This window comes from Rhizobium sp. GR12 (assembly GCF_036596185.1).
Lineage (GTDB): Bacteria > Pseudomonadota > Alphaproteobacteria > Rhizobiales > Rhizobiaceae > Agrobacterium > Agrobacterium nepotum.
This window is the reverse complement of the sequence record NZ_JASXTH010000001.1, coordinates 433,441-458,847: the sequence shown is the minus strand read 5'-3', so window position 1 is coordinate 458,847 and position 25,407 is coordinate 433,441. Positions and strand designations below refer to the sequence as shown.

The window sequence follows — 25,407 nt, the reverse complement described above, 5'->3', positions numbered from 1 at the left end:
CCGTTCTCTACGGGGGCAGGGTACCGGCGGGTCAGTTGCCCGCCGGCTTGTTGTTCAAAGACGCACCGCTTATTTCATCGTCGGCATGACGAATTCGGCACCTGACTTGATGCCGGACGGCCAGCGCGAGGTGATCGTCTTGGTCTTCGTCCAGAACTTGATCGAATCCGTGCCGTGCTGGTTGAGGTCGCCGAAGCTCGAGGCCTTCCAGCCGCCGAAGGAATGGTAGGCGAGCGGAACCGGGATCGGAACGTTGATGCCGATCATGCCGATGTTGATGCGACTTGCGAAATCGCGGGCGGCATCGCCGTCACGGGTGTAGATCGCAACGCCGTTGCCATATTCATGCTTCATCGGCAGTTCGAGCGCGTCTTCGTAATTCTTGGCACGAACGACGGAGAGAACCGGTCCGAAGATTTCCGTCTTGTAGATGTCCATATCAGGGGTGACGTGGTCAAACAGGCAGCCGCCGACGAAATAGCCGTCTTCATAGCCCTGCAGCTTGAAGTCGCGGCCGTCAACCAGAAGCTTTGCACCCTGCTCGATACCGCTGTCGATCAGTCCCTTGACGCGCGTCTGCGCCTCCTTGGTGACCAGCGGGCCCATATCGGCCTTGTCGTCGGTGTAGGGGCCGATCTTCAGCGCTTCGATCTGCGGAATAAGCTTTTCAACGAGACGGTTGGCCGTCTCTTCGCCAACCGGAACCGCAACGGAAACGGCCATGCAACGCTCGCCGGCCGAACCGTAGCCTGCGCCCATCAATGCGTTTACCGCCTGATCGAGATCGGCATCCGGCATGATGATCATGTGGTTCTTCGCGCCGCCGAAGCACTGCGCGCGCTTGCCGTTCATGGCGGCTGTGCCGTAGACGTAGCGGGCAATCGGCGTCGAGCCGACGAAGGAGACCGCGCCAATATCCGGGTCGGTCAGGATGGCGTCGACAGCGCCCTTGTCGCCGTTGACGACGTTGAGGATACCGGCGGGAAGACCGGCTTCGATCATCAGTTCAGCAAGGCGGATCGGCAGCGACGGATCGCGCTCGGAGGGCTTCAGGATGAAGGCGTTGCCGCAGGCGATTGCCGGCGCAAACATCCACATCGGGATCATGCCGGGGAAGTTGAACGGCGTGATGCCCGCACCGATGCCGACCGGCTGGCGGATCGAATACATGTCGATGGCCGGACCTGCGCCTTCGGTGAATTCACCCTTCTGCAGATGCGGAATGCCGCAGACGAATTCGCAGACTTCGAGGCCGCGCACGATGTCGCCCTTGGAATCCTCGACGGTCTTGCCGTGCTCGGTGGAGAGTAGCACCGCCAGCTCATTGAGGTCGCGGTTCAGAAGTTCGACGAACTTGAAGAACACGCGGGCGCGGCGCTGCGGGTTGGTGGCGGCCCACTTCGGCTGCGCTGCTTTCGCGCTTTCCACGGCAGCGCGCAGCTCGGCATCGCTTGCAAGTGCGACGGTCGCCTGCACTTCGCCTGTGGCCGGGTTGTAGACATTGGATGTGCGGCCGCTGGTGCCGGGCACATGCTTGCCGTTAATGAAATGACCGATTTCCTTCATGGGTGTTCCTCCAGAATGTGATGGCACAGCATTACCTTTCGATTTGCACAAATCAATCGCCTGAAATAAGCATCCATTGTGCACAAATAGACACAACGAGGCTGCCATGAACTGGGATGATGTGCGTTTGTTCTTAAGCGTGGCACGAAGCGGGCAATTTTTGTCGGCGGCTCGAAAGCTCGGCGTCAACCATGCCACCCTCAGCCGGCGGGTTTCCGCGTTGGAAGCCGCCATCGGCACACAGCTGTTTTTGCGAAGCACCAATGGCTGCGAGCTGACGGAGGAAGGCCAGCGTCTTCTCGAGGGAGCCGAGCGCATGGAAACCGAAATGCTGAATGCGCAGGCAAATCTTGGTCGCGTCGATACGGCGGTTGCCGGAACGGTGCGCATCGGCGCGCCGGATGGTCTCGGCGTTTCCTTTCTTGCGCCACGGCTGGGCCGGCTGACCGCGCGCTATCCCGACCTGAAGATCCAGCTCGTGCCGGTACCGCGCTCCTTTTCCCTGTCACAGCGCGAGGCCGATATCGCCATCACCATCGAGCGGCCGGAACAGGGCAGGCTGATGTTTTCAAAGCTCACCGATTATTCGCTCGGGCTTTATGCCTCGGCGGAGTATCTGGCCGGATACGGAACGCCGACGGATGTCGAAGCGCTGAAGCGCCATCGCAGGATCGGTTACGTGGAGGATCTGATCTTCTCCCCCTCGCTTAATTACACCGGCGAGATAATGCGCGACTGGGATGCCGCCTTTGAAATATCCAGCGCCACCGGCCAAACCGAGGCGGTGCGCTCCGGTGCCGGCATCGGTATCCTGCATAATTACATCGCCGGGCAATATCCCGAACTTCTGCGGATCATGCCGCATCTCGGCATAAGCCGGTCCTATTGGACGGCCTATCATGAATCCGCACGCCAATTGGTTCGTGTCCGCACGGTGGTCGATTTTCTTCAGGAACTGGTTGCCGAAGAAAGGCGAATGTTCACATGACATCCTCATTGGTCGATTTATTAGTACTATTAATGCTCAAGTCCTCCTGCTCCGGGCTTGACAAGGCATGGTTGGCTGAACGACCAATGCAGCCATTGGGAGAAATCGGAATCTGACATGTCGAATATGATAAGAAAGCTTTCGCCGACCGGCCTTGGCGTGGCCGTCATGCTGCTTGGAATGCTGCTTTTCGCGTTGAACGACGCCATGGGAAAATGGCTCGTATCGACCTATAGCCAGGGTCAGGTGATCCTCATCCGAAGCGCTGCGGCTCTTGTCATCCTCGTTCCCATCGTCTGGAGAGCCGGTCTCTCCGGCCTCGTGAAAATCGAGCGGCCATCTCTTCAGGTGGCGCGCGTATTCTTCTCCACAGCCGAGCTTTTCTGCTTTTATTTCGCGGTTGCGAGCCTGCCCTTGGCCGACGTCATGACCTACTGGCTGGCTGCGCCGATCTATGTGGCGGCGCTCTCGCCGTTTCTGCTCGGCGAAAAGGTCGGCTGGCGTCGCTGGACGGCCATCGCCATCGGTTTTGTCGGCGTTCTCATCGCGCTGAAGCCAAGTTCGGCAAGCCTCACCTCCGCCGCACTGTTCTCCATTGTCGGCAGCGCCGCATTCGCCTTCATGATGTTGTCCGGACGCCAGCTGCGCAACACGCCCGATACGGTGCTCGCCTTCTGGCAGATCATCGGCGCCGCACTTGCGGGCATTGTTGCGGTGTTCCTGACGCCATCCGGCTGGTTGCCGGTCCAGTCCGGCTTCGATCTGGCGTTCCTCGGCCTGCTCGGCGTGGTCGCCATGGCGGCGCATGTGCTGGTCAACCGGGCCCTGAAGCTCGCAGATGCCGCCACCGTCGCGCCGCTGCAATATACATTGCTGCTCTGGGCGGTGATCTTCGGCTGGCTGTTCTTCGGCGATGTGCCGCAGAGTAGTATCGTCATCGGTGCGGGCCTGATCGTTCTTTCCGGGCTTTATATTTTCTTCCGCGAAAATACCCTCAAACGACGCCAGGGAACTGCCGAAAACCTGGCTGCGGAACAGGTCTGATCCGGTTTACCAGACGCAGACACTATCACGGGACTTGACGAAGAGGTGATCTTCGGGGAGTAAGAGGGGGTCCTGCGATCATATGTCTCGCAAGGACAGAGGAAACAAAGGTGCCGGGCCCCTCTGGCGAGAGTTTTACGGCGCTCTCGCGATGTCGGTACCGCCTGCAAAAATTGGCCGGCGGATTAAAAACTATGAAAAACCTGAATGTGCTTCGCGCGCGTGCTTTCTGCGTGCGGCCCGACGCCCTGCGTCGTTCCGCTATCGTCTTCGTGACCGGAGGTGACCGGACATGAGCACCGCCCAGAAAACCACGCTTTCCTACTTCAAGTGGGCTTTTATCGTCACCATCATCGGTCTGATCCTCGGCGGTTATCTTGGCTGGGAAATGACCGGAACGGTCAGTGGCACAGCCACGATCTTCTTCATCTGCGCGGTGCTTGCCGTGCTGGAAATCTCGCTTTCCTTCGACAACGCCATCGTCAATGCCAACAAGCTGAAAGAGATGACGCCGGTCTGGCAACATCGCTTCCTGACCTGGGGCATCCTGATTGCCGTTTTCGGCATGCGTATCGTTTTCCCGCTGCTGATCGTGGTCGTTGCCGCCAATGTCGGTCCTTGGACGGCGCTCGTCATGGCCGCCACGCAGCCTGAACGTTATGCCGAAATCATGCGTGACGCCCATCTGCCGATCGCTGCTTTCGGCGGCACCTTCCTGATGATGGTTGGCCTGAACTTCTTCTTCGACCATGAGAAGGACGTGCATTGGGTGCGCTGGATCGAGGAAAAGGCTGCGATCTATTCCTCCGTCAAGGGCATCGAGATTGCCTTCGTGCTGGTCGTGATGCTCGTCTTCTCCCGCATCATCGGTGCGAGCGACGATCCGGCACTTGGTCCGGTCGCGGCCAACACCTTCTTCCATTCGGCAATCTGGGGTCTTTTGACCTTCCTGCTGGTGGAAGTCGTCGGCGGCATTCTCGATCGTAGCCAGGAAGTGCTGGAAGGTGCTGCAAAGGGCGGCTTCGGCGCGTTTCTCTATCTCGAAGTGCTGGATGCCAGCTTCTCCTTCGATGGTGTGATCGGCGCTTTTGCACTCACCCAGAACCTGTTCATCATCGCCATCGGCCTCGGCATCGGCGCCATGTATGTGCGCTCGATGACGATCATGCTGGTCGAAAAGGGGACGCTTGCCGAATATCGCTATCTGGAGCACGGCGCTTTCTACGCGATCCTCATCCTGTCTGTCATCATGTACGTGCAGACGATGTTCCACATACCGGAGGTCATCACCGGCCTTGGCGGTGCGGCGCTGATCGGCATCTCGCTCTGGTCGTCGATCCGTTATAACCGCCAGCAAAATGCCGATGCGGTCGATGCCACACGCGGCGCGGAAATCTGATCTGCAACGATCCTCGCCTTCCGCTGTTGTGGCGGAAGGCAGTTTTTAAGCACTGAATTGCTGATTGCCTGTTTTTGTTGCTGTTTCCGTCTTGCGGAAAATTTGGCCACAAAGCCGGAATCATGCCCCAAACATCTGTTTTTGCTCATATTTGTGCGCCGCAATAAAACTGGCACACTTCCTGCATGTTATGTTGCAAGTCCAGAGGGGACGTTGAAAGCCCGGAAAACGGGTCGAGAAACACCGCCGCGCCGCGCGATCTTTTATGGTCTGCGATAGCGCGGCGGTTTTCGTTTGTGCGGTATGGTTCTTGAGTTTTCCATTCTGTTGAATGAAAACGGTAGGATAACAACTGGAAGGTTTACCGGTTTGCCTGCAGAACTTTCGCCTACGGAGGCCTTGGGGCTTTGGCATCGCGTGTCCACGGTACAGGTAATTGCCGATGCGCCGGATTTGACCTTGCGTCAGACCGCGATCCTGCTGCAGATTTATCTCGTGCCGCCACCGCATACCGTCAGGGGCCTCGCCGCAATGCTGGGCGTGACCAAACCGGTCATCACCCGCGCACTCGACAGTCTCGGCGCGCTCGGGCTGGTTGACAGGATGCGGGACGAGCGGGACAAGCGTAATGTCGTGATAAAACGCACGGTCGCAGGTGCGCTCTATCTGGAAAAATTCGGCGATCTGATTATTGATCAGGCGCGCAAGATCTAACCTCTGGATGTGAAACCATGATGCTCGACCGCCGCCTGAATGTCTTCCGCTCCGATCTGGCCGATGAGAAACTGCAGGGCGTGGTTCAGGCCGAGCGTTTCGTCAGCGGCACGCCCGCGCAAATCGCAACACCCGTTATTGGCCTTCGCCCCACGCCCGATCTTGCCACCGGCATCGATACGGAGCTTCTGTTTGGTGAAACCGTGCGTGTCTTCGATAGGGCGGATGGCTGGGCATGGGTGCAGGCGGATGCGGATGGCTATGCCGGCTATGTGCCGGAGACGGCGATCGGCGATGTGGTTGCCGCCACCCATCGGGTGACTGTGCCGCGCACCTTCCTCTATCCTTCCGCCGAACTGCGCAAACCGCCGGTCACTACCCTTTCCATGGGTAGCCTGATCCGGATTGTCGGTGAGGCGGAGACGCGCGGCACCCGTTATCTGCTGACCGAAAAAGGCGAAGGCATCATTGCCTCCCATTGCCGTGCGGTCGAGGATGCTCTTGAAGAGGACTATGTTGCGGTGGCGTTGCGCTTTATTGAAACGCCCTATCTCTGGGGCGGGCGCTCCGGCTTCGGCATCGATTGTTCCGGCCTCGTGCAATTGTCCATGGCGATGACGGGCCGGCGGGTTCTGCGCGATACCGACATGCAGGTGAAATCGCTCGGTGTGGAAATAGAGCGTGACGAATTGAAGCGTGGCGATCTGGTGTTCTGGAAGGGCCATGTCGGCCTCATGGAAAACGAAGAAACGCTGCTGCACGCCAATGGCCACACGATGAATGTCGCGCGCGAAAATCTCGATGCGGCCATCGAGCGTATCGGCTGGCTTTATGAAAAGCCGACGTCTTTCCGGCGTCTCGAAGGCTGACAGGGCGGCTTTCACGAAATTGTGCCTGCCCCGCCCTTTGTACGACCGCCGCCGACAGCCTACATCGGGTAAATGATGGTACGGGACCGGCATCGATGAAGACAAAGACTGCGACACGATTGGCAGCTGTCCTGGCAGCGGTTCTATTAAGCGCTTCTGCGGAGGCGCAGACTGTTTTCCAGAACGGTTTTGCCCCGGCGCCCGACGCCTATGCGAACCTGCCCGGCGTCAAGGACCCGCGAACGCTGCAACCCAAGGTCCGCTACAACTGCCACAGTGAACTTGGTACGACCGGCTATTCACGAGGTCCCCACCGGGATGTTTTCGGCAGCCGCGGACTTCCCGTTCAGGGTTACCGCTGCACCGATGAAAACGGCGTTTCCAGCTTTGGCGGCAGAAATCCGGTCTCCAGGGATTGGTATCCCGGCATCAATCCCGTCGATCCGACCTTCTGAAGTAATATGACTTAAAGCGGCGTTTGCGCCGCCCGCACTCTGGACTTGTTGTCGCTTTTTCAGATAAATCTTTGACATGACAGGTTGATACCTGTCGAGGCGCGGGGTGACGTCGGCCCTGCCGATGTTGCGGCCGATGTTAGGGAATGCGAGCATGACGAAGACCGATATAGCAACCCGTGTCCACAATCACACCTGGAAGCTCGATCCGATCGTCCGCAGCCTGATCGATACGGATTTCTACAAGCTTTTGATGTTGCAGATGATCTGGAAGCTCTATCCGGAAGTCGACGCGACATTTTCTCTGATCAATCGCACCAAGACGGTGCGGTTGGCGGAAGAGATCGACGAGATGGAACTGCGCGAGCAACTCGATCACGCGCGCACCCTGCGCCTCTCCAAGAAGGAAAACATCTGGCTTGCGGGTAACACCTTTTATGGCCGCTCACAGATATTCGAGCCGGAGTTCCTCTCCTGGCTTTCGAGCTATCAATTGCCGGAATATGAGCTTTTCAAGCGCGACGGGCAGTATGAGCTGAATTTCCATGGCCGCTGGATGGACACCACGCTCTGGGAGATCCCGGCGCTTGCAATCATAAACGAGCTGCGTTCGCGCAGCGCCATGCGCTCGCTCGGTTATTTCACGCTGGATGTTCTCTATGCCCGCGCCAAGGCCAAGATGTGGGAAAAGGTTGAGCGGCTGCGGGAACTGCCGGGTCTGCGCATTTCCGATTTCGGCACCCGCCGCCGCCACAGCTTCCTGTGGCAGCGCTGGTGCGTCGAGGCTCTGAAGGAAGGCATCGGGCCTGCCTTTACCGGCACGAGCAACGTCCTTCTCGCGATGGATTCCGATCTCGAAGCCGTCGGTACCAATGCACATGAATTGCCGATGGTGGTTGCGGCGCTCGCCCAGACGAACGAGGAACTGGCCGCAGCGCCCTATCAGGTTCTGAAGGACTGGAACCGGCTTTACGGCGGCAACCTGCTGATCGTGCTGCCCGATGCCTTCGGCACGGCGGCTTTTCTGCGCAACGCGCCGGAATGGGTGGCGGACTGGACGGGCTTCCGTCCCGACAGCGCGCCGCCGATCGAAGGCGGGGAAAAGATCATCGACTGGTGGCAGAAGATGGGCCGTGACCCCCGTAAGAAGATGCTGATCTTCTCCGATGGTCTCGATGTCGATGCCATCGTCGACACCTACCGGCATTTCGAAGGCCGGGTGCGCATGAGCTTCGGCTGGGGCACCAATCTGACGAATGATTTTGCCGGATGCGCGCCGAAGACCATCGCCAGCCTCAAACCGATCTCCATCGTCTGCAAGGTCAGCGATGCCAATGGTCGGCCGGCGGTGAAACTCTCCGACAATCCGCAAAAAGCGACGGGTGAGCCGGCCGAAGTGGAGCGCTATCTGAAGTTCTTCGGCGAGGAAGACCTCAAGGAGCAGAAGGTTCTGGTTTGAGAGAAATGGAAGCGTTTCCCGTGAGGGGAAACGCTCCGTGGCAGTTCCGCTAAGAAACCATTTCTCGCTTTTTCACTTTACGAAGTGATGCGCGATGTAATGGAAGAGCGCGCGGATGCCCTGGGCTTCTCCGCCGATGGAGGAATGGTGCCTCTCGCTCAAGGACCAGCCGTAAATATCGAAATGCGCCCATTTTTTCGTGTTGGTGACGAAACGCTTGAGGAACAGGGCGGCGGTGATCGATCCGGCCATGCCGCCGGAAGGTGCATTGGTGATATCGGCGGCGCGTGAGCGAATATCCTTGTCGTATCCCATGTAAAGCGGCATGCGCCACAACGGATCGTCGGTATCGATGCTGGCTTCGGCGATGTCATGGGCCAGATCGCTGTCATCGGTGTAGAACGGCGGCAGGTCCGGGCCGAGAGCGACACGGGCAGCACCCGTCAGCGTCGCCATGTCGATCATCAGGTCCGGAGCATCCTCGTCGGCATAGGCCAGCGCATCGGCCAGAACGAGACGGCCTTCAGCATCCGTATTGTCGATCTGTACCGTCAGCCCCTTGCGGCTCCTGTAGATATCGCCGGGGCGGAAGGCGTTGGACGAGATCGAGTTTTCGACGGCGGGCACGAGGACGCGAAGATCGACCGGCAGCTTCGCATCCATGATCATCAGCGCCAGACCGAGAACATTGGCCGCACCACCCATATCCTTCTTCATCAGGGCCATGGAGGCGGCGGGCTTGATATCGAGACCGCCGGTATCGAAGCAGACGCCCTTGCCGATAAGAGTCAGGCGCGGATTGCCCTTCTTGCCCCAGTTCATTTCCAGAAGGCGCGGCGCGCTTTCGCTGGCGCGGCCGACGGCATGGATGAGCGGGAAATTTTCCTTCAGCAGGTCGTCGCCGGTAATGACGCCAACTTTTGCCTTATAGTGGGCGGCAAGGCTGCGGAAAGCGATCTCAAGCTCGTCCGGTCCCATGTCGTTGGCCGGGACATTGATGAGGTCGCGTGCAAGGAAGACTCCGGCCAGGACGCGCTTGATCTCGCCGTCTTCGGCATCCTGCGGAATGAGAAGCTTCGCCCCGCTGGTTTTGGTGGTCTTGTATTTGTCGAAGCGGTAGCTGCCGAGGCCGAAACCGAGCGCCAGCCGGTTGGCCGTCAATGGTGCGGTTTCGATATGCCACTCGCCTTCGGGCAGTTCGCGGGCCAGTTTCCCGGTGATGAACGGGATTTCGGACGGATTGCCGCCGAGGCCGAGAAGAACCCCGCCCAGCGAACCGTCGGAGGAGGGAACGAGCAATACGGCGCCTGCCTCTGCCTTGAAGCCCGCCTTTTTCGCCCAGTCCAGAGCAACAGGATCGATGGCGCCCTGTTCGATATGGGCTGGCGTGACGGCGAAAACCGGCAGCGTGCTGCCGGCCTTGGAGCTGAAAGGGGTCGGGCGTTCGATGAACTGATAGGGCGCCATGGTCTGCTTTCGTAACTGTCGAGAATCGGTGCGATTAACATTCTATTAGGGTTAACAGATTATTGCTTAATCGAAAGTTGCGTCATGTGAGTCTGTCGTATGTCGGGCGCAAGATCGATAATTCTTGGGCGGGGGCGCTGCCATGACTGCATTTTCTTTGAGAGAGACGGGTCGGGCGGGATTGCTGCGGGGAGCATGTCTCGCGGCGCTGGTTCTAACCGTTTCCGGCTGCGCGAGCACCAACAAGCCGGATCGCATGTCGACCGGCTCCATTCCCGCTGCCACGCGCTCCTATGACCACATGAATATGGATCAGCTGCGGCAGGCGGAAGAGACGGCGGGCAAAGCCTACGAACGTAGCCCCAAGGACAGGTCCGTCGGCATGAACTATGCCAACGTGCTGATGATGACCGGCAAGAACACGCAGGCGCTCGCGGTGATGCAGCAGATCGCCATCGCCAATCCGGCCGACCGTGAAGTGCTTGCCGCCTATGGCAAGGCGCAGGCAGCGTCAGGTCAGCTCGAACAGGCCCTTTCGACCATCCAGAGAGCGCAGACACCCGACCGTCCCGACTGGCGGCTTTATTCCGCCGAAGGCGCCGTGCTCGATCAGCTTGGACGGTCGAACGAGGCGCGCACCAAATACCGGCAGGCACTTGATCTCAAGCCGAACGATCCGAGCGTGCTTTCGAACCTCGGAATGTCCTACGTCCTGTCGAGCGATCCCCGTACCGCCGAAACATATCTGCAATCGGCCATCGCCCAGCCTGGCGCCGACAGCCGCGTCCGCCAGAACCTCGCGCTCGTGGTGGGTCTCCAGGGACGCTTTGCCGAAGCCGAACGCATCGCGGTTCAGGAACTCTCGCCACAGCAGGCGCAGGCAAATCTCGGTTATCTGCGTGCGATGCTTTCGCAGCAGAATTCCTGGCAGCAACTGGCGAAGAAAGACAAAAAGCCGGCAGGCTGATGAGTTTTTAGATGTCCCCCATCAATGCCGGCACGCGGATAAATTATTCACAGTTCCGCTTCGCGTTGCGCTGCCGCCTGAAATGCCGGCGCGTTTCCTGTGTCAGAACGTATCGGCAACGCGAATCCCGGCCGGCCCAAGAATGACCGCGATGAGCACCGGCAGGAAAAATATGATCATCGGCACTGTCAGTTTCGGCGGCAGGGCGGCGGCCTTCTTTTCAGCCTCGTTCATCCGCTCGTCGCGACCTTCCTGCGCGAGAACACGCAGCGCCTGAGCCAGCGGCGTGCCATATCGTTCCGCCTGGATAAGCGCCTGTACCACGCTTTTGACGCCATCCAGCTGGGTACGCATGCCAAAATTCTCAAGCGCGATGCGCCGGTCCTGGAGGAAGGACAGTTCCGCTGTCGTCAGCATCATTTCCTCCGCCAGTTCGGGTGACTGCTCGCCCATCTCTTCCGCCACGCGACGCATGGCAGCCTCCATGGACACGCCTGATTCGATGCAGATCAGCATCAGGTCCAGCGCATCCGGCCACGCCCGCTTGATTGACGCCTGCCGCTTGTTCATGCGGTTCGAAACATAGATATTGGGCGCATAGAAACCCAGATAACCGAAAATCAGCACCGCCATCAGCCGGACGACGAAAGCCTTGTCCGCGAGGTTTCCAAGAACGAAGACCCAGGTAAAGGCCACGACAAGAAAAACGAACGGCAACAGAAACCGGGCGGCAAGAAACGTGTTGAGCGCGTTTTGTGAACGAAAGCCAGCCGCGCGTAGCTTGTTCATCGTGTTCTTGTCGGCAAGCGCTTCCTGGAGGTTGAATTTCTCGACGATGCGGCGTGCGGATTTGTTGTTGTTGCCTCGCAGGGAAGCCTTGCCGTCTCTGGTGGCGGTGGCCAGACGTTCGCGCTCGCGGCTGCGAATGAGATCGCGCTCCGATGACACGGCTTTCATGCGCTTGGCGAAGTCTTTTCGCTCGAAGAACGGCATGATGAGCGTATAGAGGGTCGCAAAAACCGCAAGCGTGACGAGAATGGCGATGATCGTCTGCGGGTCCGTCAGGCTGGAAAAGAGGCTTCCTGTCATGGTCGTGCCCTCATATGTCGAAATTGATCATTTGACGCATGATGAAGATCCCGATCAGCATCCATAACCCCGACGCGCCCAGAATGATGTGCCCGCGTATGTCGGTAAAGAGCACCGACAGATAGTCGGGCGAGGTGAAGTGGACCAGCATCATGACGATGAAAGGCAATGCGCCAATGATAACCGCAGAGGCCTTCGCCTCCATCGACAACGCGTTGACTTTCGCACGCATTTTCCTGCGGTCACGCAGGACTTTCGACAGGTTTGACAGTGCTTCCGAAAGGTTGCCGCCCGCCTGCGCCTGAATATTGATGACGGTGCTGAAGAAGCTCACTTCGAAAAGCGGCATGGTCAGCATCATGCGCTCGATGCCCTGAGGAATGCCGATCCCGACCTGTTGTGCATCGACGACACGCTGAAACTCCGATTTCACCGGTTCCTGGCCGTCGGATGCGATCAGTCGCACGGCGTCGTTCAGCGGCAATCCGGATTTGATCGACCGGCACATGACATCCAGTGCATTCGGAAATTCCTCGAGGAATTTTTTCTGCCGGCGTTTGAGTAGATATGCCAATACCCATCGCGGCAGCCCCAACGCCACGACGGCTCCTATGAGCAGAGCCATAAGCAGCGACAGGCCATAAAGAAGCGCGATGAGGATGGAGAAGGCGGCCGCGCCTGCACTCAGCAGGTGGAATTGCCGAACGGAAAGTTGCAGCCCCGCCTGAACCAGCTTGTCACGCAAACCGACATTCTTTGCTTTCTTCGCTTTTTCGCTTTGTTTCTTTTCCATATCGCGCAGGTTGTCCTGCATGGACTTGCGGCGTTTGCCGAGTTCCTGGACCCGGTCCCGCGCAGCTTTGATGTTTGCGTGATCCGTTTCGGCGGCCTTGACCCGCTTGAAGCGGCTGGTGGTCTTTTTTTCGACCTCTATCTGCTGGAAAAGGAAGGCGTAAGCCAGCGCCCCTGCCGAAATTGCGACAAGTGCGGCCAGTAACAGGATTGTGGGGTCCATGGCGGTCGCCTTCCCTTAGGATGTCTTTTCCATTTCATCGAGCGCGGTCGCCAAGCGTTTTTCCTCGCCGTAATAGCGTGCGCGATCCCAGAAATGGGGCTTGCTGATGCCCGTGGAAACGTGTTTGCCGATCAGCTTGCCATGCGCGTCTTCACCGTCGATTTCGTATCGCATCAGATCCTGGGTCACGATGACGTCGCCTTCCATGCCCATCACTTCGGTGATCTGCGTTATCCGGCGCGAGCCGTCGCGCAGGCGCGCAGCCTGAATGACGATATCGATCGAGCCCGAAATGATTTCGCGCACCGTCTTTGCCGGCAGTGTAAAGCCGCCCATGGCGATCATCGATTCGATGCGGCTGAGGCATTCCCGCGGCGTATTGGCGTGGAGCGTACCCATCGAGCCGTCGTGACCGGTGTTCATCGCCTGAAGAAGGTCGAAAACCTCCGGTCCGCGGACTTCGCCGACGATGATGCGTTCGGGCCGCATGCGAAGGCAGTTCTTGATCAGATCACGCATGGTGATCTCACCTTCTCCTTCGATATTCGGCGGGCGCGTTTCCAGCCTCACCACATGCGGCTGCTGAAGTTGCAGTTCGGCGGTGTCCTCGCAGGTGATGACGCGTTCATCCTTGTCGATGAAGCTTGTCAGGCAATTGAGAAGAGTGGTCTTGCCTGAGCCGGTGCCGCCCGAGATGACGACATTGCAGCGGACGCGGCCGATGATCTTGAGCAGGGTTGCGCCTTCGGGCGTGATCGCGCCGAAACGCACGAGCTGGTCGAGCGTGAGCTTGTCCCGTTTGAATTTTCGGATCGTCAGCGCCGGACCGTCGATGGCGAGTGGCGGTGCGATGACGTTGACACGCGATCCATCGGGTAAGCGGGCGTCGCATATCGGGCTAGATTCGTCCACGCGCCGGCCGACCTGACTGACGATGCGCTGGCAGATGGAAAGCAATTGATTATTGTCGCGGAAGCGGATGTCGGATTCGATGGTCTTGCCGCCGACTTCGATGAAGGTCTGGCCGGAACCGTTGACCATGATATCGGCAATGTCGTCGCGCGCCAGAAGCGGCTCCAGCGGCCCGTAACCAAGAACGTCGTTGCAGATGTCTTCGAGCAGCTCTTCCTGCTCGGCGATGGACATGGCGAAATTCTTGATCGTGATGATGTCATTGACGATATCACGAATTTCCTCGCGCGCGCTCTCCGCGTCCAGCTTGGCGAGCTGTGAAAGGTCGATCGTATCGATGAGCGCGGAAAACACCTGGCTCTTGGTATTGTAATAATCTTCCGTGCGGGCACGTTTTTTCTGCGGCGATTGCGCCGATGCCTGCGCGTTGCGCGTCGCCGGCGATTGGCCGGGCTCCAAAGTGTCGATCGTCAGAGACCGGGGCTCGGACGTCGTCGTCGCCTGCGGCATGGCAGGCACGACAAACTCCGGCTTTATGGTTCTGACCGGGCCTTCTGGCCCCCGTTTTCCGAACATTGGCGTTTCCGTCTAAAGGCGCAAAAGGGAGCCTATTTGCGCTTGAGAATATTCTTGAGCTTGTCCAGGCCGCCGCGCCTGCTTTTGCGCAGAACGGTACGGCCTGTGATGGTATGGGCGATTTGCGAGAAGGTTTCCGCGATCTGGGATTTTTCGTCCATCTCGCTGATCATGCGCCCGCTGTTGGCAGCATTTCCGAAGAGCACGGTGTCGAATGGAATGATCGCGATCGGTTCGATTTCCAGCGGGTCGAGAAAATCCGCCGGGGCGATCTCCGGGCGTTTCGGCATGCCGACCTGATTGAGAATAAGGTGCGGCAACTTGTCGTTGGGTCTCAGTTTTATCAGTGCGTCGAACAGGTTCTTCGTGTTGCGCAGATTTGCGAGATCCGGCACTGCCGTAATGACCACCTCGTCCGCTTCCGCAAGCACCGCCCGCGTCCAGTCGCACCATTGGTGGGGAAGGTCGAGGACCGCGACGGGCGCGCTACGCTGCAAAACCTCCAGGATCGGCAGGAAAGCCTGGCGATCGAGATCGTAGGTCCTGTCGAGGAGTGACGGCGCCGCCAGCAGCGACAGGTGGTCGGAACATTTCGTCAGCAGACGGTCGAGGAATACCTCGTCCAGCCGTTCCGGCGAGAAGACCGCTTCCGCCATGCCCTGTGCGGGATCCTGATCGAAATCGATGTTGGCCGTGCCATAGGCAAGATCCATATCCGCCAGAATGGTTTCGGTGGAAAACAGGGTGGAGATGCCGAAGGCGCAATTATGCGCGATCGTCGACGAACCCACCCCGCCTTTTGCACCGATGAAGGCGATGTTGCGGCCAAGCGGCTCTGCCTCCGGATCAACGAAGATCGTCGTGATCGAGGCCAATAGATCGGCCATGTTGATTGGGGCGACGAGATATTCGGATATGCCGTTGCGGATGAGATCGCGATAAAGCGTTATGTCGTTGTGCCGGCCGACGATGATGACACGAGTGGTGGGGTCGCAAACTTCCGCCAGAGGGGCGAGATCATCCAGCAGCGAAGCCGGTGAACTTACCGTTTCGAGAACGATGAGATTGGGCGTGGGTGAGGCGGAAAACATGGTCGCCGCCGCGTTGATATCACCCTTGGTTACCCGCAGGGTGACCTTGCTCATGCGCCTGTCGCTGGACAAGGCATCCATCACGCGCTGCATGTTTTCACTGACGCAGAACGCATGGACGGAGATGCGGGGCAGGGGCCGCAGGCGATCTATATCCGCGGCACGCGCAGGCTCGGCTTCTGCGTCGCCGCCTGACTTGATATCGTATTCTACAGCGCTCATCGTCTTCCCTGCCGTGACAGTTGTTGGAACCGCATCAGTCTGTTGCCGCCGGAGTCTTGCCGCGATAGGTATCGATGACGACCGCACGGCGCTCCGCATCGATCGGGCTCATGCCGCGCGGGCCAACCAGATCCATCGGATTGGCAATCTGTGCCGCGAGATTGCTTTGGGATGCGCATCCGAAATTGTACCAGTTCTTGTTGGCAGAGGTGTTGTCCGAAAGATCTTCGGGCCACTGGCCGCACTGACCGGTCATGGCGGTCACGGCCACGTAGCTCAGGCGAATGGGGGCGGCGTCGCCGTTCGGGGATGCGGCGTAACGCGTTTCCATGATCTTGCCCGAGGGCACACCGGCGCCGGAAAGCGTGGAGCGGATTTGTTTCGCCATTCTGGATGCCGTCGCCGAATTGGCCGAACCCGATGGCGTCTGAATATTGATGATCCCCGTCGACATCGAGGCATAATTCTGTGCGAAACCTCGGACGTTATCCGCCATCGCTGTGGTCAGCCGGCCATCACCCGCTGAAACCGGAATATCCAGCGAATGCTCGGCTTCCGACAGGGTGATCGGATGGCGTGTGCGATAATCGTCGGGAATGGCGTTGGTCGTCATCGGGTCGCGCGCGCAGCCCTGCAACAGACTGGCGGCAAGCGCGACGATGGCGACGAGACCGGCCCGTCTGCCGGAAAGGCTGAGGTAAAAGGAGGAAGAGGTTTCCTGCATGACGTTTCCTGCCCGGACCGGGCTTGCTCTGAGAAAGGGATTTCGTGCGCGTGTCGTCATTTGTAGATGAACCCCACTGATCCCTGATAGGGAGCCGCCTGAACCTGATCTTTACGGCCGTAGACCTTGTTGACACGGTTCATGAAATACATGGCGGCATCGTTTTCCGGGTTGAAGTTGTCATCCGGCCGGGCGATCTGGTTGCGCGCAACGGGCCGCACCAGATAGGGCGTTGCAATGATGACAAGCTCCGTCTCGTTGCGGATGAAATCCTTGCTGCGGAAAAGCGTACCGAAGATCGGTATCTTGGAAATGCCGGGCAGACCCGACATGCCCTGGCGGACATTGTCCTGAACCAGACCCGCGATCACGATCGATCCACCCGACGGAAGTTCGACGCTGGTCGATGCCTCGCGCTTGCGGATCGACATATAGGTACTGCCCGGAATTCCCCGTGTGTTGTTACCGCTTACGCTACTGCCTTCGTAAGTTGGCTCGGAAACATTCGTTTCGATTTTGAGGCTGATACGACCAGGAGAAAGCACAACCGGACGAAAATTTAACGTAATCCCGTAATCGACCGTCTCCGTCGAGCGCGTTACTATCGGAACACCTTTGTCGTCAGCTTCCACGCCCTGATTGCTCGCCAAGCGAAATTCCCCGCCGACGTAGAATTTGGCTTGCTCGCCGGATATGGCTGTCAAGCTGGGCTCAGCGAGAGTACGCATCACGCCAGCTTGCTCCATTGCATTGATGTAGCTGCTTAACACCATACCGCCGATGGACCCCGATGCTAGAGGCAGTGTACCTCCCAAGCTGTTCGTGAGTCCGGCAGCATGGCCCAAGTTGGAGGGGTTTTGGAATGTTATGCCATTGCTTCCATCGTAAGCGCTACCATTGAAGCCGAGCTGTTTCAGCACCTGCCGGCTGACTTCAGCAACGGTGACTTTCAGCGTCACCTGATCTTCGCCTTCGATCGTCAGCATATTAACGATCTGCGATGTCTGACGTCGTTCCGCAAAAATCGCCGCATCGCCGCCATTGTCGCCACCCGTCAGCGATATGTTACGGGTGGTGGCTTCGCCGCCCTTTAGAAAAGCGTCGGCGAGCTGTACGGCGCGTGCGGAATCCTGCGGTGTGCGCACCGATCCCGTGAGAACGATATTGTCGGAAACGATTTCGATCTTGATGTCGGATTCGGGAATAAACCGGCGAATATTGGCCTCAAGGCCGGCGATATCGCGCTCGACTTCGAGGTCAAGACTGACGATTTCCCGACCGCCTTCGCCGAAAATGAAAATATTGGTCTGCCCCACCGTTTTTCCGAACAGATAAATCCGTCTGGACGTGCGAGTCACGGCATCGGCAAGGCTTGGATCGGCGACAAGAATGTCATGGGCATCGTCCGGCAGGTCGATGACCAACGCCTTGTTGAGGCCGAGCTTCAGGCGCTTGCGGATGCCTGTGCCGCTTTCGGTGATCCGCACGATGCTGGCGGTCTGCGCCTCGGCTTCGCTGATACGCAAAAATGCGGGCGAGTGCTGACCCGGAATGCCTGAAAAAGCCAGGCAAAATGCAAGGCCGCCCGCGATCGAGGAACGCAGGTGTTTTTTGGTGCGCTTTGCCATTGAAACCCCGGTCATTGCGATGCTCCCTGTCCGCCCTTGACGATCGAACCGGATTTGATCACCTGAATCTCCGGCTGCCCGGAGCCGCCGTTGAGAAGATAACCGGCCGAAAGCGTGTCATTTTCCTGCGCATCGGCAACAGAGCGCAAAGCGAGCGTGAGGCGATCCGCCATCTGTTGCGCCACGGTTATGATCTTGGCCTGCTCGGGTGTCAGTTCCAGCGTTGCGGTGGCACCTACGACTGCGGAGGTGCCGTCCTCGCCTTCCTTGATCTGCTGATCGATCGCCAGAACGCGGACATTATTAAGAACATTCTCGGTCAGAAAGTTGCCCGTATCGCCCTTGCGGACCATGATGACGTCAACCCGGTCATTTGGCAGTACGAAACCGCCGGCACCCGTCGAGACGGAAATCTCGGTGGCGACGGCGCGTTTGCCGGCTGGCAAAAGCGAGGACATGATGCGGGTGCTGGAATCGACCACTTTTTCCGGCCGCACCGGTTCGCCCTCAAACAGGGGCAACCGTACGACGGCGCCGGAAAGTTCGGTGATGGCGTTAGGGCTTTTTGTTTCCGTTATGAAACTGTCGATGACATTGCCCCTCGGCCAGGGCGTCCAGCGCACGGAACTATCGTTCAGGCGGCTGCCGACGGGCAGGTTGACCGAGGAAACGAGAACGTTGACCGTCGGCTCCTTCTCGATGATCGTTTCCGCTTTTTCGATGACCTGCTTCGTGCCGGAAATCTGCATGGCGACGATACCGGCAAGACCGGCGGCGACCAGGGCAACGGAGAGGATGACGATACGCGACGGTTTCATGCTCGATCCTTGAGGGAATCAGATTGTTCTTCCCTCAGGATGGCGCGTGATTGGTATAATTATGGTTAATATTATGCTTGGATTTCTGGTTAACAGGCCTTTAACCTGTGAGGGGCGCATCTTTTTTTAAGAAAGACTTGCGATGGCGGCTTTTACAAGCGGTGTATCGCCATAGGTCAAGAACCCGGCAATGGCGATGCCGATGCCGTAAGGGATTTTTTTCGCCACCAGCAGGGAATCCGGAATGGGGATGCCGGCCGCCATGATTTCCTGCGAGCGCGAGCGCAAAAGCAGGATACCGATCGTCAACACGCCGCCGAGGAATGCTACCCCGAGTAAAAACTCCACCAGCGATATATTGAAACCATACCAGATTGCGGCAGCAGTGAGGAGTTTAGCGTCTCCTCCACCCATGACATTGGCTGCGAAGAGGGCAAAACAGGCAAAAAAAACGGCGGCAGCGGCGGCAATGCTCAAAGCGAAAGTCTGCCAATCCATTCCCGTAAAGGGCGCAGCCACAATGAAGGATAGTAGAAGTACGAGTGGTATTCTATTGGGTATGGTCATGCTGAACAGGTCATTCAGCCCAGCAAAGGCGAGACATAGAGGCAAAATCAGAAAAATTGCTGCTACGACCATTAGATCAATTCCACAAGGGATTCGTTATATGAATGGCAACCATACGCGGTGGATGCCAAAAATACTAAAATGACCGCCCGTTTCGGGGCGGCCATTCAAACAGGTTCGTAGCGATCACTCGCCCGACTTGGTGGCAGCCGTCGTCATCTTCGTACCGATGTTTGTGAAAAGCGTTCCGATTTGGCTGCCAACGGTAGTTGCACCACCGATGATGGCAACAGAAATAAGCGCTGCGATCAGGCCGTATTCAATTGCCGTTGCGCCGGACTCGTCCTTCAGGAAGCGAGTGAAAATCTTGGTCATGGGTCTCTCCTAATTCTTGTGTTGGTTCAGCACGCCGACAACTGTTTTCCGTTGTTCGGTTGCATTCAAATTACAGGTGAGCGATTTCCAAGCGCTTAAAGAAGAGGATTAATCCAAAGTAAATGGCAGGATGAGTTTCTGTTGGTAAATAAAAACAAAAAGTATTGCCTTTATTTTTATAGTTGCTGATAAACAAATATATTCCGGGGTTGACCCTTTCCTGTTTCTGGCCAAGTGTTCTCTTAACGAGACGCAGTTGTTCAATTTTGATGCGGGGCAGTGAGAACCGAAAAATGCCGTGACATCACGAATGGTTACCGCCAGCACTATGGATTTCCGTCATTTAACGCTTCATTCACTAAAACCGCGCATTCTATCGCGTAGTAAAGTGCAGATAGTGAGCAAGGGCCAAACGCGTGTCATCCGGAAAACTGGCGAAAATCGTGGTCGGCTTGTCCGTCATTCTAGGGGCGGCGTCGCAACCCGTTTTTGCTCAGGAAGACATATTGCGCGTTTCTATGAACCACGCCCGTGTCCTTCGCCTCGACCGCCCCGTGAGCAAGGTTATTGTCGGCAATTCGAAAGTCGCCGACGCCACGGTTGCCGATGCCACCACGATCGTGCTGACCGGCCGCAGTTTCGGCACGACAAATCTTGTTCTTCTCGATGCTGAGGGCAATCCGATCGTGGACGAACGCATTCTCGTCTCTATTGACGAGGGCAACACGGTCCGCGTTTTCCGCCAGACGGAACGAACCGTGCTTTCCTGTACGCCGAACTGCGAACAGCATTCGCAAAACAGCGGCGATAAAGACGCCCAGCCGTAACCGGGGCTTGGGCCTAATCAAATCTGAGTAATAGATTGCAATTCCGCATGCGAGAGCAGCGGGCTTTTGTCCAAGGTGACAAAGGCCTCGTAGTCGCCATGCGCTGCTGTTTTGCATGGAAAGATTTGGGCTGATTATCAGCAGAACGAAAAACCGCAACATGTTCCCCTGCGTTCTGCAGGAGGACTGAATGTTGCTGTTTTTTCGTCTAAGTATTTGATCTGGCTAGGATCAAAAAAGGAATGGTGCCCAGAAGAGGACTCGAACCTCCACACCCTTGCGAGTACCAGCACCTGAAGCTGGCGCGTCTACCAATTCCGCCATCTGGGCGACGGAGAGCGATGTACGAGGGCAGCCGCCCGGTGTCAACAGACTTTTTGAAGTTTTATGACGATCATTGATTTTAAAGGGAAAAAACTTGTTTGACACTGTTGAAACATTTCGCTGCGTCAATTGTCGAGCCCTTCATGCTTCGTCCTGTCCACGTGACCGAGGTCGCGTTCCGGGTCGATGACATCGCGGATTCTCTGTTTGAGTTCTTTAGGACCGGGAAAACCGCCGTCGCGTTTGCGCTCCCATATGGTTTCGCCGTTGACGGTGATCTCGAACAGACCGCCCGTTGAGGGAACAAGGGTAACTTCGCCGATGTCCGAGGCGAAGGTTTGCAAAATCTCCTGCGCCATCCATCCTGCACGAAGCAGCCAGTTGCATTGTGTGCAGTAGCGGATGGTGATGCGGGGCTTGGTCTCGGTCATAGTCATGTCTCCTTCAACGCCCAGCGACAATAATGCTCACGATAATGTCAACTACAACACTCATGTTTTTACCCGGTGCATGCTTGTTCTTATCATGGAGCTTTGCGAACAGATAAGCCATCGATGGCTGAAACGTGGAGATCCTATGGCCCAGTTCGACAATAATCGTCAGCGTCTTTTCGTTCCGGCGGTCGCACCGCTTTATAATGCGACGCATGATCTGGTGGAGACCGTTCTGCGCGTCGTGGCCGGGCTTCTTCTCGTCACCCATGGTTTCGGCAAAATCCTCAACCCTTTCGGGGCTGCCGGCATGGTGGAGAGCCTCGGCTTTTATCCCGGTGTATTCTGGTCGCCCCTTCTGGCCGCCACCGAGTTTTTCGGAGGAATTCTCGTGGCCATCGGCCTGTTCACGCGGCCGGCGTCATTTGCCGCGATGATCGTCCTTTTGGTAACGGTCTATTTCCACGGCATCGTAAAGGCGGAAGGTCTGGGCGGCGCGGAAAAATCAGTTCTCTGGGCTGCCATTTTCCTGTTCTTCGCCGTTCGCGGTGGCAACCGGCATTCGCTCGACGCGAAGCTGTCGCGGGAATTCTAAGGCACACCAGGTCAACCTGTCGCTTATTGTCTTGCTGATGATGTTGCGCCTCTTGAAAATCCGTTTTTCTCGTGGTGAAGCTGAATTCGATCGGCGATGTCAGTCGATCGAATTCCGTCGTCGGCAAGAGGCCCCATGCGCGTTGCAATTATCGAAAACATGGCGGGCACCCCGCATGGACAGCTGGGCGTCGCTCTGGAGGAGGCCCAGGCGCAAGTGGATGTCATCCGCGCCTATGCGGGAGAGCCTCTTCCCACCAGTGCGGCTGGTCATGATGCGCTTGTCGTTCTCGGCGGTGAGCAGAACGCCCTTGACGATATGCTTTGTCCCTATCTTCCGGACCTTGCGCTTTTGATGAAAGCCTTTGGCGATGCGGGCAAGGCCGTGATGGGCGTCTGCCTCGGCAGCCAGTTGCTGGCGCGCGCCTATGGCGGCGAGAATATTCTGGCCGGCCCGCCCGAATTCGGCTGGGAAGACGTATCCCTGACGGAGGAGGGCGTGTCCGATCCTCTATTGTCAGGGCTGGAGAAAGTGTTTCCCATCTTTCAGTGGCATTGCGACACATTCACGCTTCCGCCCGAGGCGGCGCGGCTTGCGACCAATGGCGCAACGCGAAATCAGGCGTTTCGTATCGGCCGGGCGGCCTATGGCACGCAATTTCATTTTGAGGCATCCGCGGCCGTGGTCGATGGCTGGTGCGAGACATTCCCGGCTTCCGTCGAAAAAATGGCGCCCGGCTGGATAGACAATTACCGTGAGCACCGCGGCCGGCGTGCGGATATGGCCGATGCGGCCGGTCTGGAAATTGCCCGCGCATGGGTTCGGCTTGTCTGATCTGACAATTTGTCTGATCCGGCAATTATCGGTTGCGAATATCGCTGGGGCCGCTCAGAATTGGGACCGGTTCACCTCAGGAGGCGCAAGGATCATGTATAAATTTGAGATCTATCAGGACAGGGCAGGTGAATATCGCTTCCGGTTCAAGGCATCCAACGGAGAAGCGATGTTTTCGTCCGAAGGCTACGAGACGAAGGCATCGGCCATCCACGCCATCGAATCGATCAAGAGAAATTCCCCCGGCGCCGATACCGTCGATCTGACCACGATGACCGCCTGAACCTCCCCGTTTTGCAAAACCTCGAAGCATTTCGCCTGTCAAAATTGACGGGCGCATTGGCGGGTGCGGGCGTAAAGATAAGATTCAGTCTTTTTTGATAATCTTCCGTTAGCAATTGTATTTCGAGGTCCCCGGGCGGCGTCAGAGTGCCCCCGATTGTTTTGCGTACGGGTTTTCATGCGTTCATCGGCTGTGCCAGCATTTCTCTTCGGTTGCCTTCTGCTTGGTGGCTGCACGTCCAGTTCCGGGCCGGAAAGCCTGATGGCTGGGCTGCCTTCGAAGGAAACGACGAGTTCGGTTACGCCATCCGCGCCGGTGCCGCAGGCAAGCGTGGGCAGCCAACCCATCCCCGCCCAGCCGCGACAGCAAGTTCTGGCGTGGGGTGGGCCGGTACCCGAAGAACCCAAGGCCTTTTCCGCCGTCACCCCACGGGCATCCGTGCCGCAGAATGCCCCGGAAATCCGTTTGCCGATCCCGTCACAGGCCGGAATGGTGCCGCCTGTGGAGCGCCCGATGGAACGTCCGGTGCAATTGGCGATGGCCGTCGCCCCGGCGGCGAGCGCCGGCGCACAGATCCGCTCGCGCATTTTCCGTTCCAGCTTCAGCGATGCCAAGCCGATCAATTTCGGCAGGGTCCAGCCGCGTCATTTTCAGGTCCACGGAGTGGATGTGTCGCGCTGGCAAGCAAATATAAACTGGCCGCAGCTGCGCACACGCGGCGCCAACTTCGCATTCATCAAGGCGACGGATGGCGGTGATCATCTGGATCCAATGTTCCGCACCAACTGGCGGCGTGCAAAGGAAGCGGGTCTGCGCCGTGGGGCCTACCACTTCTTTTACTGGTGCCGCTCGGCCGGCGAGCAGGCGGACTGGTTCATTCGCAACGTGCCGCGTGATCCGGATGCGCTGCCGCCGGTGATCGACGTGGAATATAACGGCGAATCGAGCTGCAAGATGCGCCATTCCCGCGAGCGCATCCTGGAAAAGATGCGCGTGTTCATGGACAAGCTCGAGCGCCATTACGGACAGCGCCCGATCATTTATACGGCGCCCGATTTTTATAAGGACAATCTTACCGGCGAGTTCCAGGATTATCCCTTCTGGCTGCGCGCCGTCGCCCAGCATCCGTCCGTGGTCTATCCCGGTCGCAAGTGGCTGTTCTGGCAATATTCCGGCTCAGGCCTGTCGCATGGCGTCGATGGCCGCATCGATCTCAATGTCTTTAACGGCAACGAGGAAGCTTGGCATCGCTGGGTGGGCCGCCGCTCCAGCTGATGATGGCGGGCGTCAGCGTGCGAATTTCCGCGCGCCCGCAACGCAGAGCACGACGACAAGGGTAATCCCGATCATCGCTGGACTGACCTCCTCGTGAAGCAGGGTCGCTGCAAGCACCAGCCCGAAGAACGGCTGCAACAATTGCAACTGTCCCACCGCAGCGATGCCGCCAAGCGCCAGCCCGCGATACCAGAAGATGAAACCGATCAGCATGCTGAACAGGGAAACATAGGCAAGGCCACCCCAGGCCTGCGGATTGATGTCGGCAAGCGTTTCCGGCCCTGTGAAAAAGGCAAGCGGCAACATCACCGGCAGGGACAGAACCAGCGCCCATGAGATGACCTGCCAGCCACCCAGTTTGCGGGAAAGGGCGGCACCTTCCGCATAGCCAAGCCCGCAGACGATGATGGCACCCAGCATCAGCAGATCGCCGGTAAGCGAGGCTCCGAGCCCGGAGGCTAGCGAATTCGACAATGAGAATCCGGCTACCAGAACGCTGCCGAGACAGGAGAAGATCCAGAAGGCGGGGCGCGGGCGCTCCCCGCCGCGCAGCACGGCAAAAACCGCTGTTGCAAGCGGCAACAACCCGACGAAGACGATGGAATGCGCCGATGTGATGTGCCGCAGCGCCAGCGCGGTCAACAGCGGGAACCCCACCACCACGCCGAAGGAGACGATGAAAAGGGATATCAGATCACCGCGCGCCGGGCGTTTCTGCCTGAACAGTAAAAGCAAGACGAGCGCCAGAACGCCGGCAATGCTGGCGCGGGCGAGGGTCAGGAATATCGGGTCGAACCCCGTCACCGCAACGCGTGTGGCGGGCAGCGAACCGCTGAATATCACCACCCCGGCCAGACCGCTCAGCCAGCCGCTTGTCGTCTTGTCCATGATCG

26 protein-coding genes and 1 tRNA gene are annotated in these 25,407 nt (G+C 58.1%); 13 read left to right on the top strand and 14 right to left on the bottom strand.

The annotated features are described in order from the left end of the window. Positions 1-69 precede the first annotated feature (69 nt). Entirely contained in the window at positions 70-1,566 is a 1,497-nt protein-coding gene (locus tag QSK43_RS02255; RefSeq protein ID WP_332302141.1) for a CoA-acylating methylmalonate-semialdehyde dehydrogenase, read from the bottom strand. Positions 1,567-1,672: 106 nt separating this feature from the next. Here QSK43_RS02255 and QSK43_RS02250 point away from each other — a divergent pair, with 106 nt between their 5' ends. The 7 genes from QSK43_RS02250 to pncB all read left to right on the top strand — a co-directional run bounded on the left by QSK43_RS02250 (position 1,673) and on the right by pncB (position 8,494). Continuing rightward, positions 1,673-2,554, top strand: coding sequence for a LysR family transcriptional regulator (locus tag QSK43_RS02250; RefSeq protein ID WP_332302140.1), 882 nt, complete (start codon positions 1,673-1,675; stop codon positions 2,552-2,554). A 117-nt stretch (positions 2,555-2,671) separates the two neighbouring features. Then, positions 2,672-3,598 carry a DMT family transporter gene (locus QSK43_RS02245; protein WP_332302139.1) on the top strand — a complete coding sequence of 309 codons (927 nt, stop codon included), beginning with the start codon at positions 2,672-2,674 and terminating at the stop codon, positions 3,596-3,598. A gap of 292 nt (positions 3,599-3,890) precedes the next feature. Further along, entirely contained in the window at positions 3,891-4,997 is a 1,107-nt protein-coding gene (locus QSK43_RS02240; RefSeq protein WP_332302138.1) for a DUF475 domain-containing protein, read from the top strand. A gap of 369 nt (positions 4,998-5,366) precedes the next feature. Continuing rightward, a complete protein-coding gene (locus tag QSK43_RS02235) occupies positions 5,367-5,711 on the top strand; it encodes a MarR family winged helix-turn-helix transcriptional regulator (RefSeq protein WP_045018129.1) in 345 nt (114 codons plus the stop codon). Between the two features lie 17 nt (positions 5,712-5,728). Beyond that, the gene (locus tag QSK43_RS02230) at positions 5,729-6,580 is read left to right on the top strand and encodes a C40 family peptidase (RefSeq protein WP_332302137.1); all 852 of its coding nucleotides are present in this window, start codon (positions 5,729-5,731) and stop codon (positions 6,578-6,580) included. A gap of 95 nt (positions 6,581-6,675) precedes the next feature. Continuing rightward, on the top strand, positions 6,676-7,035 hold the full coding sequence (locus QSK43_RS02225) for a hypothetical protein (protein WP_332302136.1): 360 nt from the start codon (positions 6,676-6,678) through the stop codon (positions 7,033-7,035). 154 nt (positions 7,036-7,189) lie between these two features. Further along, positions 7,190-8,494 carry a nicotinate phosphoribosyltransferase gene (gene pncB / locus QSK43_RS02220; protein ID WP_045018136.1) on the top strand — a complete coding sequence of 435 codons (1,305 nt, stop codon included), beginning with the start codon at positions 7,190-7,192 and terminating at the stop codon, positions 8,492-8,494. Positions 8,495-8,566: 72 nt separating this feature from the next. On the opposite strand, the gene QSK43_RS02215 is transcribed toward pncB, so the two are convergent. Next, entirely contained in the window at positions 8,567-9,961 is a 1,395-nt protein-coding gene (locus tag QSK43_RS02215; protein ID WP_332302135.1) for a leucyl aminopeptidase family protein, read from the bottom strand. Positions 9,962-10,103: 142 nt separating this feature from the next. On the opposite strand from QSK43_RS02215, the gene QSK43_RS02210 reads away from it, so the two are divergent. After that, positions 10,104-10,928 (top strand): tetratricopeptide repeat protein, encoded by an 825-nt coding sequence (locus tag QSK43_RS02210; RefSeq protein ID WP_442967768.1) that lies wholly within the window; start codon positions 10,104-10,106, stop codon positions 10,926-10,928. Positions 10,929-11,030: 102 nt separating this feature from the next. Here the strand turns inward: QSK43_RS02210 and QSK43_RS02205 are convergent, their stop codons facing one another. From QSK43_RS02205 to QSK43_RS02165, 9 genes are all read right to left on the bottom strand, one after another. After that, positions 11,031-12,017 (bottom strand): type II secretion system F family protein, encoded by a 987-nt coding sequence (locus tag QSK43_RS02205; protein WP_332302134.1) that lies wholly within the window; start codon positions 12,015-12,017, stop codon positions 11,031-11,033. Positions 12,018-12,027: 10 nt separating this feature from the next. After that, positions 12,028-13,032, bottom strand: coding sequence for a type II secretion system F family protein (locus QSK43_RS02200; RefSeq protein ID WP_332302133.1), 1,005 nt, complete (start codon positions 13,030-13,032; stop codon positions 12,028-12,030). Between the two features lie 15 nt (positions 13,033-13,047). Further along, positions 13,048-14,520, bottom strand: coding sequence for a CpaF family protein (locus QSK43_RS02195; RefSeq protein WP_332302132.1), 1,473 nt, complete (start codon positions 14,518-14,520; stop codon positions 13,048-13,050). Between the two features lie 32 nt (positions 14,521-14,552). Then, a complete protein-coding gene (locus tag QSK43_RS02190) occupies positions 14,553-15,833 on the bottom strand; it encodes an AAA family ATPase (protein ID WP_332302131.1) in 1,281 nt (426 codons plus the stop codon). 34 nt (positions 15,834-15,867) lie between these two features. Beyond that, positions 15,868-16,557, bottom strand: coding sequence for a CpaD family pilus assembly protein (locus QSK43_RS02185; RefSeq protein ID WP_332302130.1), 690 nt, complete (start codon positions 16,555-16,557; stop codon positions 15,868-15,870). A gap of 56 nt (positions 16,558-16,613) precedes the next feature. Then, complete coding sequence (locus QSK43_RS02180) at positions 16,614-18,200, bottom strand: type II and III secretion system protein family protein (RefSeq protein ID WP_332302129.1); 1,587 nt, start codon at positions 18,198-18,200, stop codon at positions 16,614-16,616. Further along, positions 18,197-19,003 (bottom strand): Flp pilus assembly protein CpaB, encoded by an 807-nt coding sequence (gene cpaB, locus QSK43_RS02175; protein WP_332302128.1) that lies wholly within the window; start codon positions 19,001-19,003, stop codon positions 18,197-18,199. The genes QSK43_RS02180 and cpaB overlap by 4 nt, the downstream gene beginning before the upstream one ends. Positions 19,004-19,129: 126 nt before the next feature. Further along, the gene (locus tag QSK43_RS02170; protein ID WP_332302127.1) at positions 19,130-19,642 is read right to left on the bottom strand and encodes an A24 family peptidase; all 513 of its coding nucleotides are present in this window, start codon (positions 19,640-19,642) and stop codon (positions 19,130-19,132) included. 114 nt (positions 19,643-19,756) lie between these two features. Further along, entirely contained in the window at positions 19,757-19,945 is a 189-nt protein-coding gene (locus QSK43_RS02165) for a Flp family type IVb pilin (protein ID WP_332302126.1), read from the bottom strand. Between the two features lie 443 nt (positions 19,946-20,388). Between QSK43_RS02165 and QSK43_RS02160 the strand changes: the two genes are divergently transcribed. Beyond that, positions 20,389-20,772 carry a pilus assembly protein N-terminal domain-containing protein gene (locus QSK43_RS02160; protein WP_332302238.1) on the top strand — a complete coding sequence of 128 codons (384 nt, stop codon included), beginning with the start codon at positions 20,389-20,391 and terminating at the stop codon, positions 20,770-20,772. Between the two features lie 243 nt (positions 20,773-21,015). Here QSK43_RS02160 and QSK43_RS02155 read toward each other — a convergent pair. Together QSK43_RS02155 and QSK43_RS02150 are read right to left on the bottom strand one after the other, a co-directional pair. Continuing rightward, positions 21,016-21,102, bottom strand: a tRNA-Leu gene (locus QSK43_RS02155). 119 nt (positions 21,103-21,221) lie between these two features. After that, entirely contained in the window at positions 21,222-21,527 is a 306-nt protein-coding gene (locus tag QSK43_RS02150) for a SelT/SelW/SelH family protein (RefSeq protein ID WP_332302125.1), read from the bottom strand. Between the two features lie 145 nt (positions 21,528-21,672). On the opposite strand from QSK43_RS02150, the gene QSK43_RS02145 reads away from it, so the two are divergent. From QSK43_RS02145 to QSK43_RS02130, 4 genes are all read left to right on the top strand, one after another. Then, positions 21,673-22,122, top strand: coding sequence for a DoxX family protein (locus tag QSK43_RS02145; RefSeq protein ID WP_332302124.1), 450 nt, complete (start codon positions 21,673-21,675; stop codon positions 22,120-22,122). A gap of 135 nt (positions 22,123-22,257) precedes the next feature. Next, a complete protein-coding gene (locus QSK43_RS02140) occupies positions 22,258-22,956 on the top strand; it encodes a type 1 glutamine amidotransferase (RefSeq protein ID WP_332302123.1) in 699 nt (232 codons plus the stop codon). Between the two features lie 94 nt (positions 22,957-23,050). Next, positions 23,051-23,239 (top strand): YegP family protein, encoded by a 189-nt coding sequence (locus QSK43_RS02135; protein ID WP_332302122.1) that lies wholly within the window; start codon positions 23,051-23,053, stop codon positions 23,237-23,239. A gap of 177 nt (positions 23,240-23,416) precedes the next feature. Next, positions 23,417-24,514: a glycoside hydrolase family 25 protein gene (locus QSK43_RS02130; protein ID WP_332302121.1), complete on the top strand. Its 1,098-nt coding sequence runs from the start codon at positions 23,417-23,419 to the stop codon at positions 24,512-24,514. A 12-nt stretch (positions 24,515-24,526) separates the two neighbouring features. Here QSK43_RS02130 and QSK43_RS02125 read toward each other — a convergent pair whose 3' ends face one another. Further along, positions 24,527-25,402 (bottom strand): DMT family transporter, encoded by an 876-nt coding sequence (locus QSK43_RS02125; protein ID WP_332302120.1) that lies wholly within the window; start codon positions 25,400-25,402, stop codon positions 24,527-24,529. Positions 25,403-25,407 lie beyond the last annotated feature (5 nt).

Excerpts from the sequence above, each read along its gene's own strand:
- QSK43_RS02255 (WP_332302141.1), bottom strand. The coding sequence starts at position 1,566 with ATGAAGGAAATCGGTCATTTCATTAACGGCAAGCATGTGCCCGGCACC.
- cpaB (WP_332302128.1), bottom strand. The coding sequence starts at position 19,003 with ATGAAACCGTCGCGTATCGTCATCCTCTCCGTTGCCCTGGTCGCCGCC.
- pncB (WP_045018136.1), top strand. The coding sequence starts at position 7,190 with ATGACGAAGACCGATATAGCAACCCGTGTCCACAATCACACCTGGAAG.
- QSK43_RS02215 (WP_332302135.1), bottom strand. The coding sequence starts at position 9,961 with ATGGCGCCCTATCAGTTCATCGAACGCCCGACCCCTTTCAGCTCCAAG.
- QSK43_RS02165 (WP_332302126.1), bottom strand. The coding sequence starts at position 19,945 with ATGACCAAGATTTTCACTCGCTTCCTGAAGGACGAGTCCGGCGCAACG.
- QSK43_RS02185 (WP_332302130.1), bottom strand. The coding sequence starts at position 16,557 with ATGCAGGAAACCTCTTCCTCCTTTTACCTCAGCCTTTCCGGCAGACGG.
- QSK43_RS02150 (WP_332302125.1), bottom strand. The coding sequence starts at position 21,527 with ATGACCGAGACCAAGCCCCGCATCACCATCCGCTACTGCACACAATGC.
- QSK43_RS02240 (WP_332302138.1), top strand. The coding sequence starts at position 3,891 with ATGAGCACCGCCCAGAAAACCACGCTTTCCTACTTCAAGTGGGCTTTT.
- QSK43_RS02180 (WP_332302129.1), bottom strand. The coding sequence starts at position 18,200 with ATGACCGGGGTTTCAATGGCAAAGCGCACCAAAAAACACCTGCGTTCC.
- QSK43_RS02140 (WP_332302123.1), top strand. The coding sequence starts at position 22,258 with ATGCGCGTTGCAATTATCGAAAACATGGCGGGCACCCCGCATGGACAG.
- QSK43_RS02205 (WP_332302134.1), bottom strand. The coding sequence starts at position 12,017 with ATGACAGGAAGCCTCTTTTCCAGCCTGACGGACCCGCAGACGATCATC.
- QSK43_RS02125 (WP_332302120.1), bottom strand. The coding sequence starts at position 25,402 with ATGGACAAGACGACAAGCGGCTGGCTGAGCGGTCTGGCCGGGGTGGTG.
- QSK43_RS02210 (WP_442967768.1), top strand. The coding sequence starts at position 10,104 with ATGACTGCATTTTCTTTGAGAGAGACGGGTCGGGCGGGATTGCTGCGG.
- QSK43_RS02130 (WP_332302121.1), top strand. The coding sequence starts at position 23,417 with ATGCGTTCATCGGCTGTGCCAGCATTTCTCTTCGGTTGCCTTCTGCTT.
- QSK43_RS02170 (WP_332302127.1), bottom strand. The coding sequence starts at position 19,642 with ATGGTCGTAGCAGCAATTTTTCTGATTTTGCCTCTATGTCTCGCCTTT.
- QSK43_RS02250 (WP_332302140.1), top strand. The coding sequence starts at position 1,673 with ATGAACTGGGATGATGTGCGTTTGTTCTTAAGCGTGGCACGAAGCGGG.
- QSK43_RS02225 (WP_332302136.1), top strand. The coding sequence starts at position 6,676 with ATGAAGACAAAGACTGCGACACGATTGGCAGCTGTCCTGGCAGCGGTT.
- QSK43_RS02135 (WP_332302122.1), top strand. The coding sequence starts at position 23,051 with ATGTATAAATTTGAGATCTATCAGGACAGGGCAGGTGAATATCGCTTC.
- QSK43_RS02190 (WP_332302131.1), bottom strand. The coding sequence starts at position 15,833 with ATGAGCGCTGTAGAATACGATATCAAGTCAGGCGGCGACGCAGAAGCC.
- QSK43_RS02230 (WP_332302137.1), top strand. The coding sequence starts at position 5,729 with ATGATGCTCGACCGCCGCCTGAATGTCTTCCGCTCCGATCTGGCCGAT.
- QSK43_RS02195 (WP_332302132.1), bottom strand. The coding sequence starts at position 14,520 with ATGTTCGGAAAACGGGGGCCAGAAGGCCCGGTCAGAACCATAAAGCCG.
- QSK43_RS02145 (WP_332302124.1), top strand. The coding sequence starts at position 21,673 with ATGGCCCAGTTCGACAATAATCGTCAGCGTCTTTTCGTTCCGGCGGTC.
- QSK43_RS02245 (WP_332302139.1), top strand. The coding sequence starts at position 2,672 with ATGTCGAATATGATAAGAAAGCTTTCGCCGACCGGCCTTGGCGTGGCC.
- QSK43_RS02200 (WP_332302133.1), bottom strand. The coding sequence starts at position 13,032 with ATGGACCCCACAATCCTGTTACTGGCCGCACTTGTCGCAATTTCGGCA.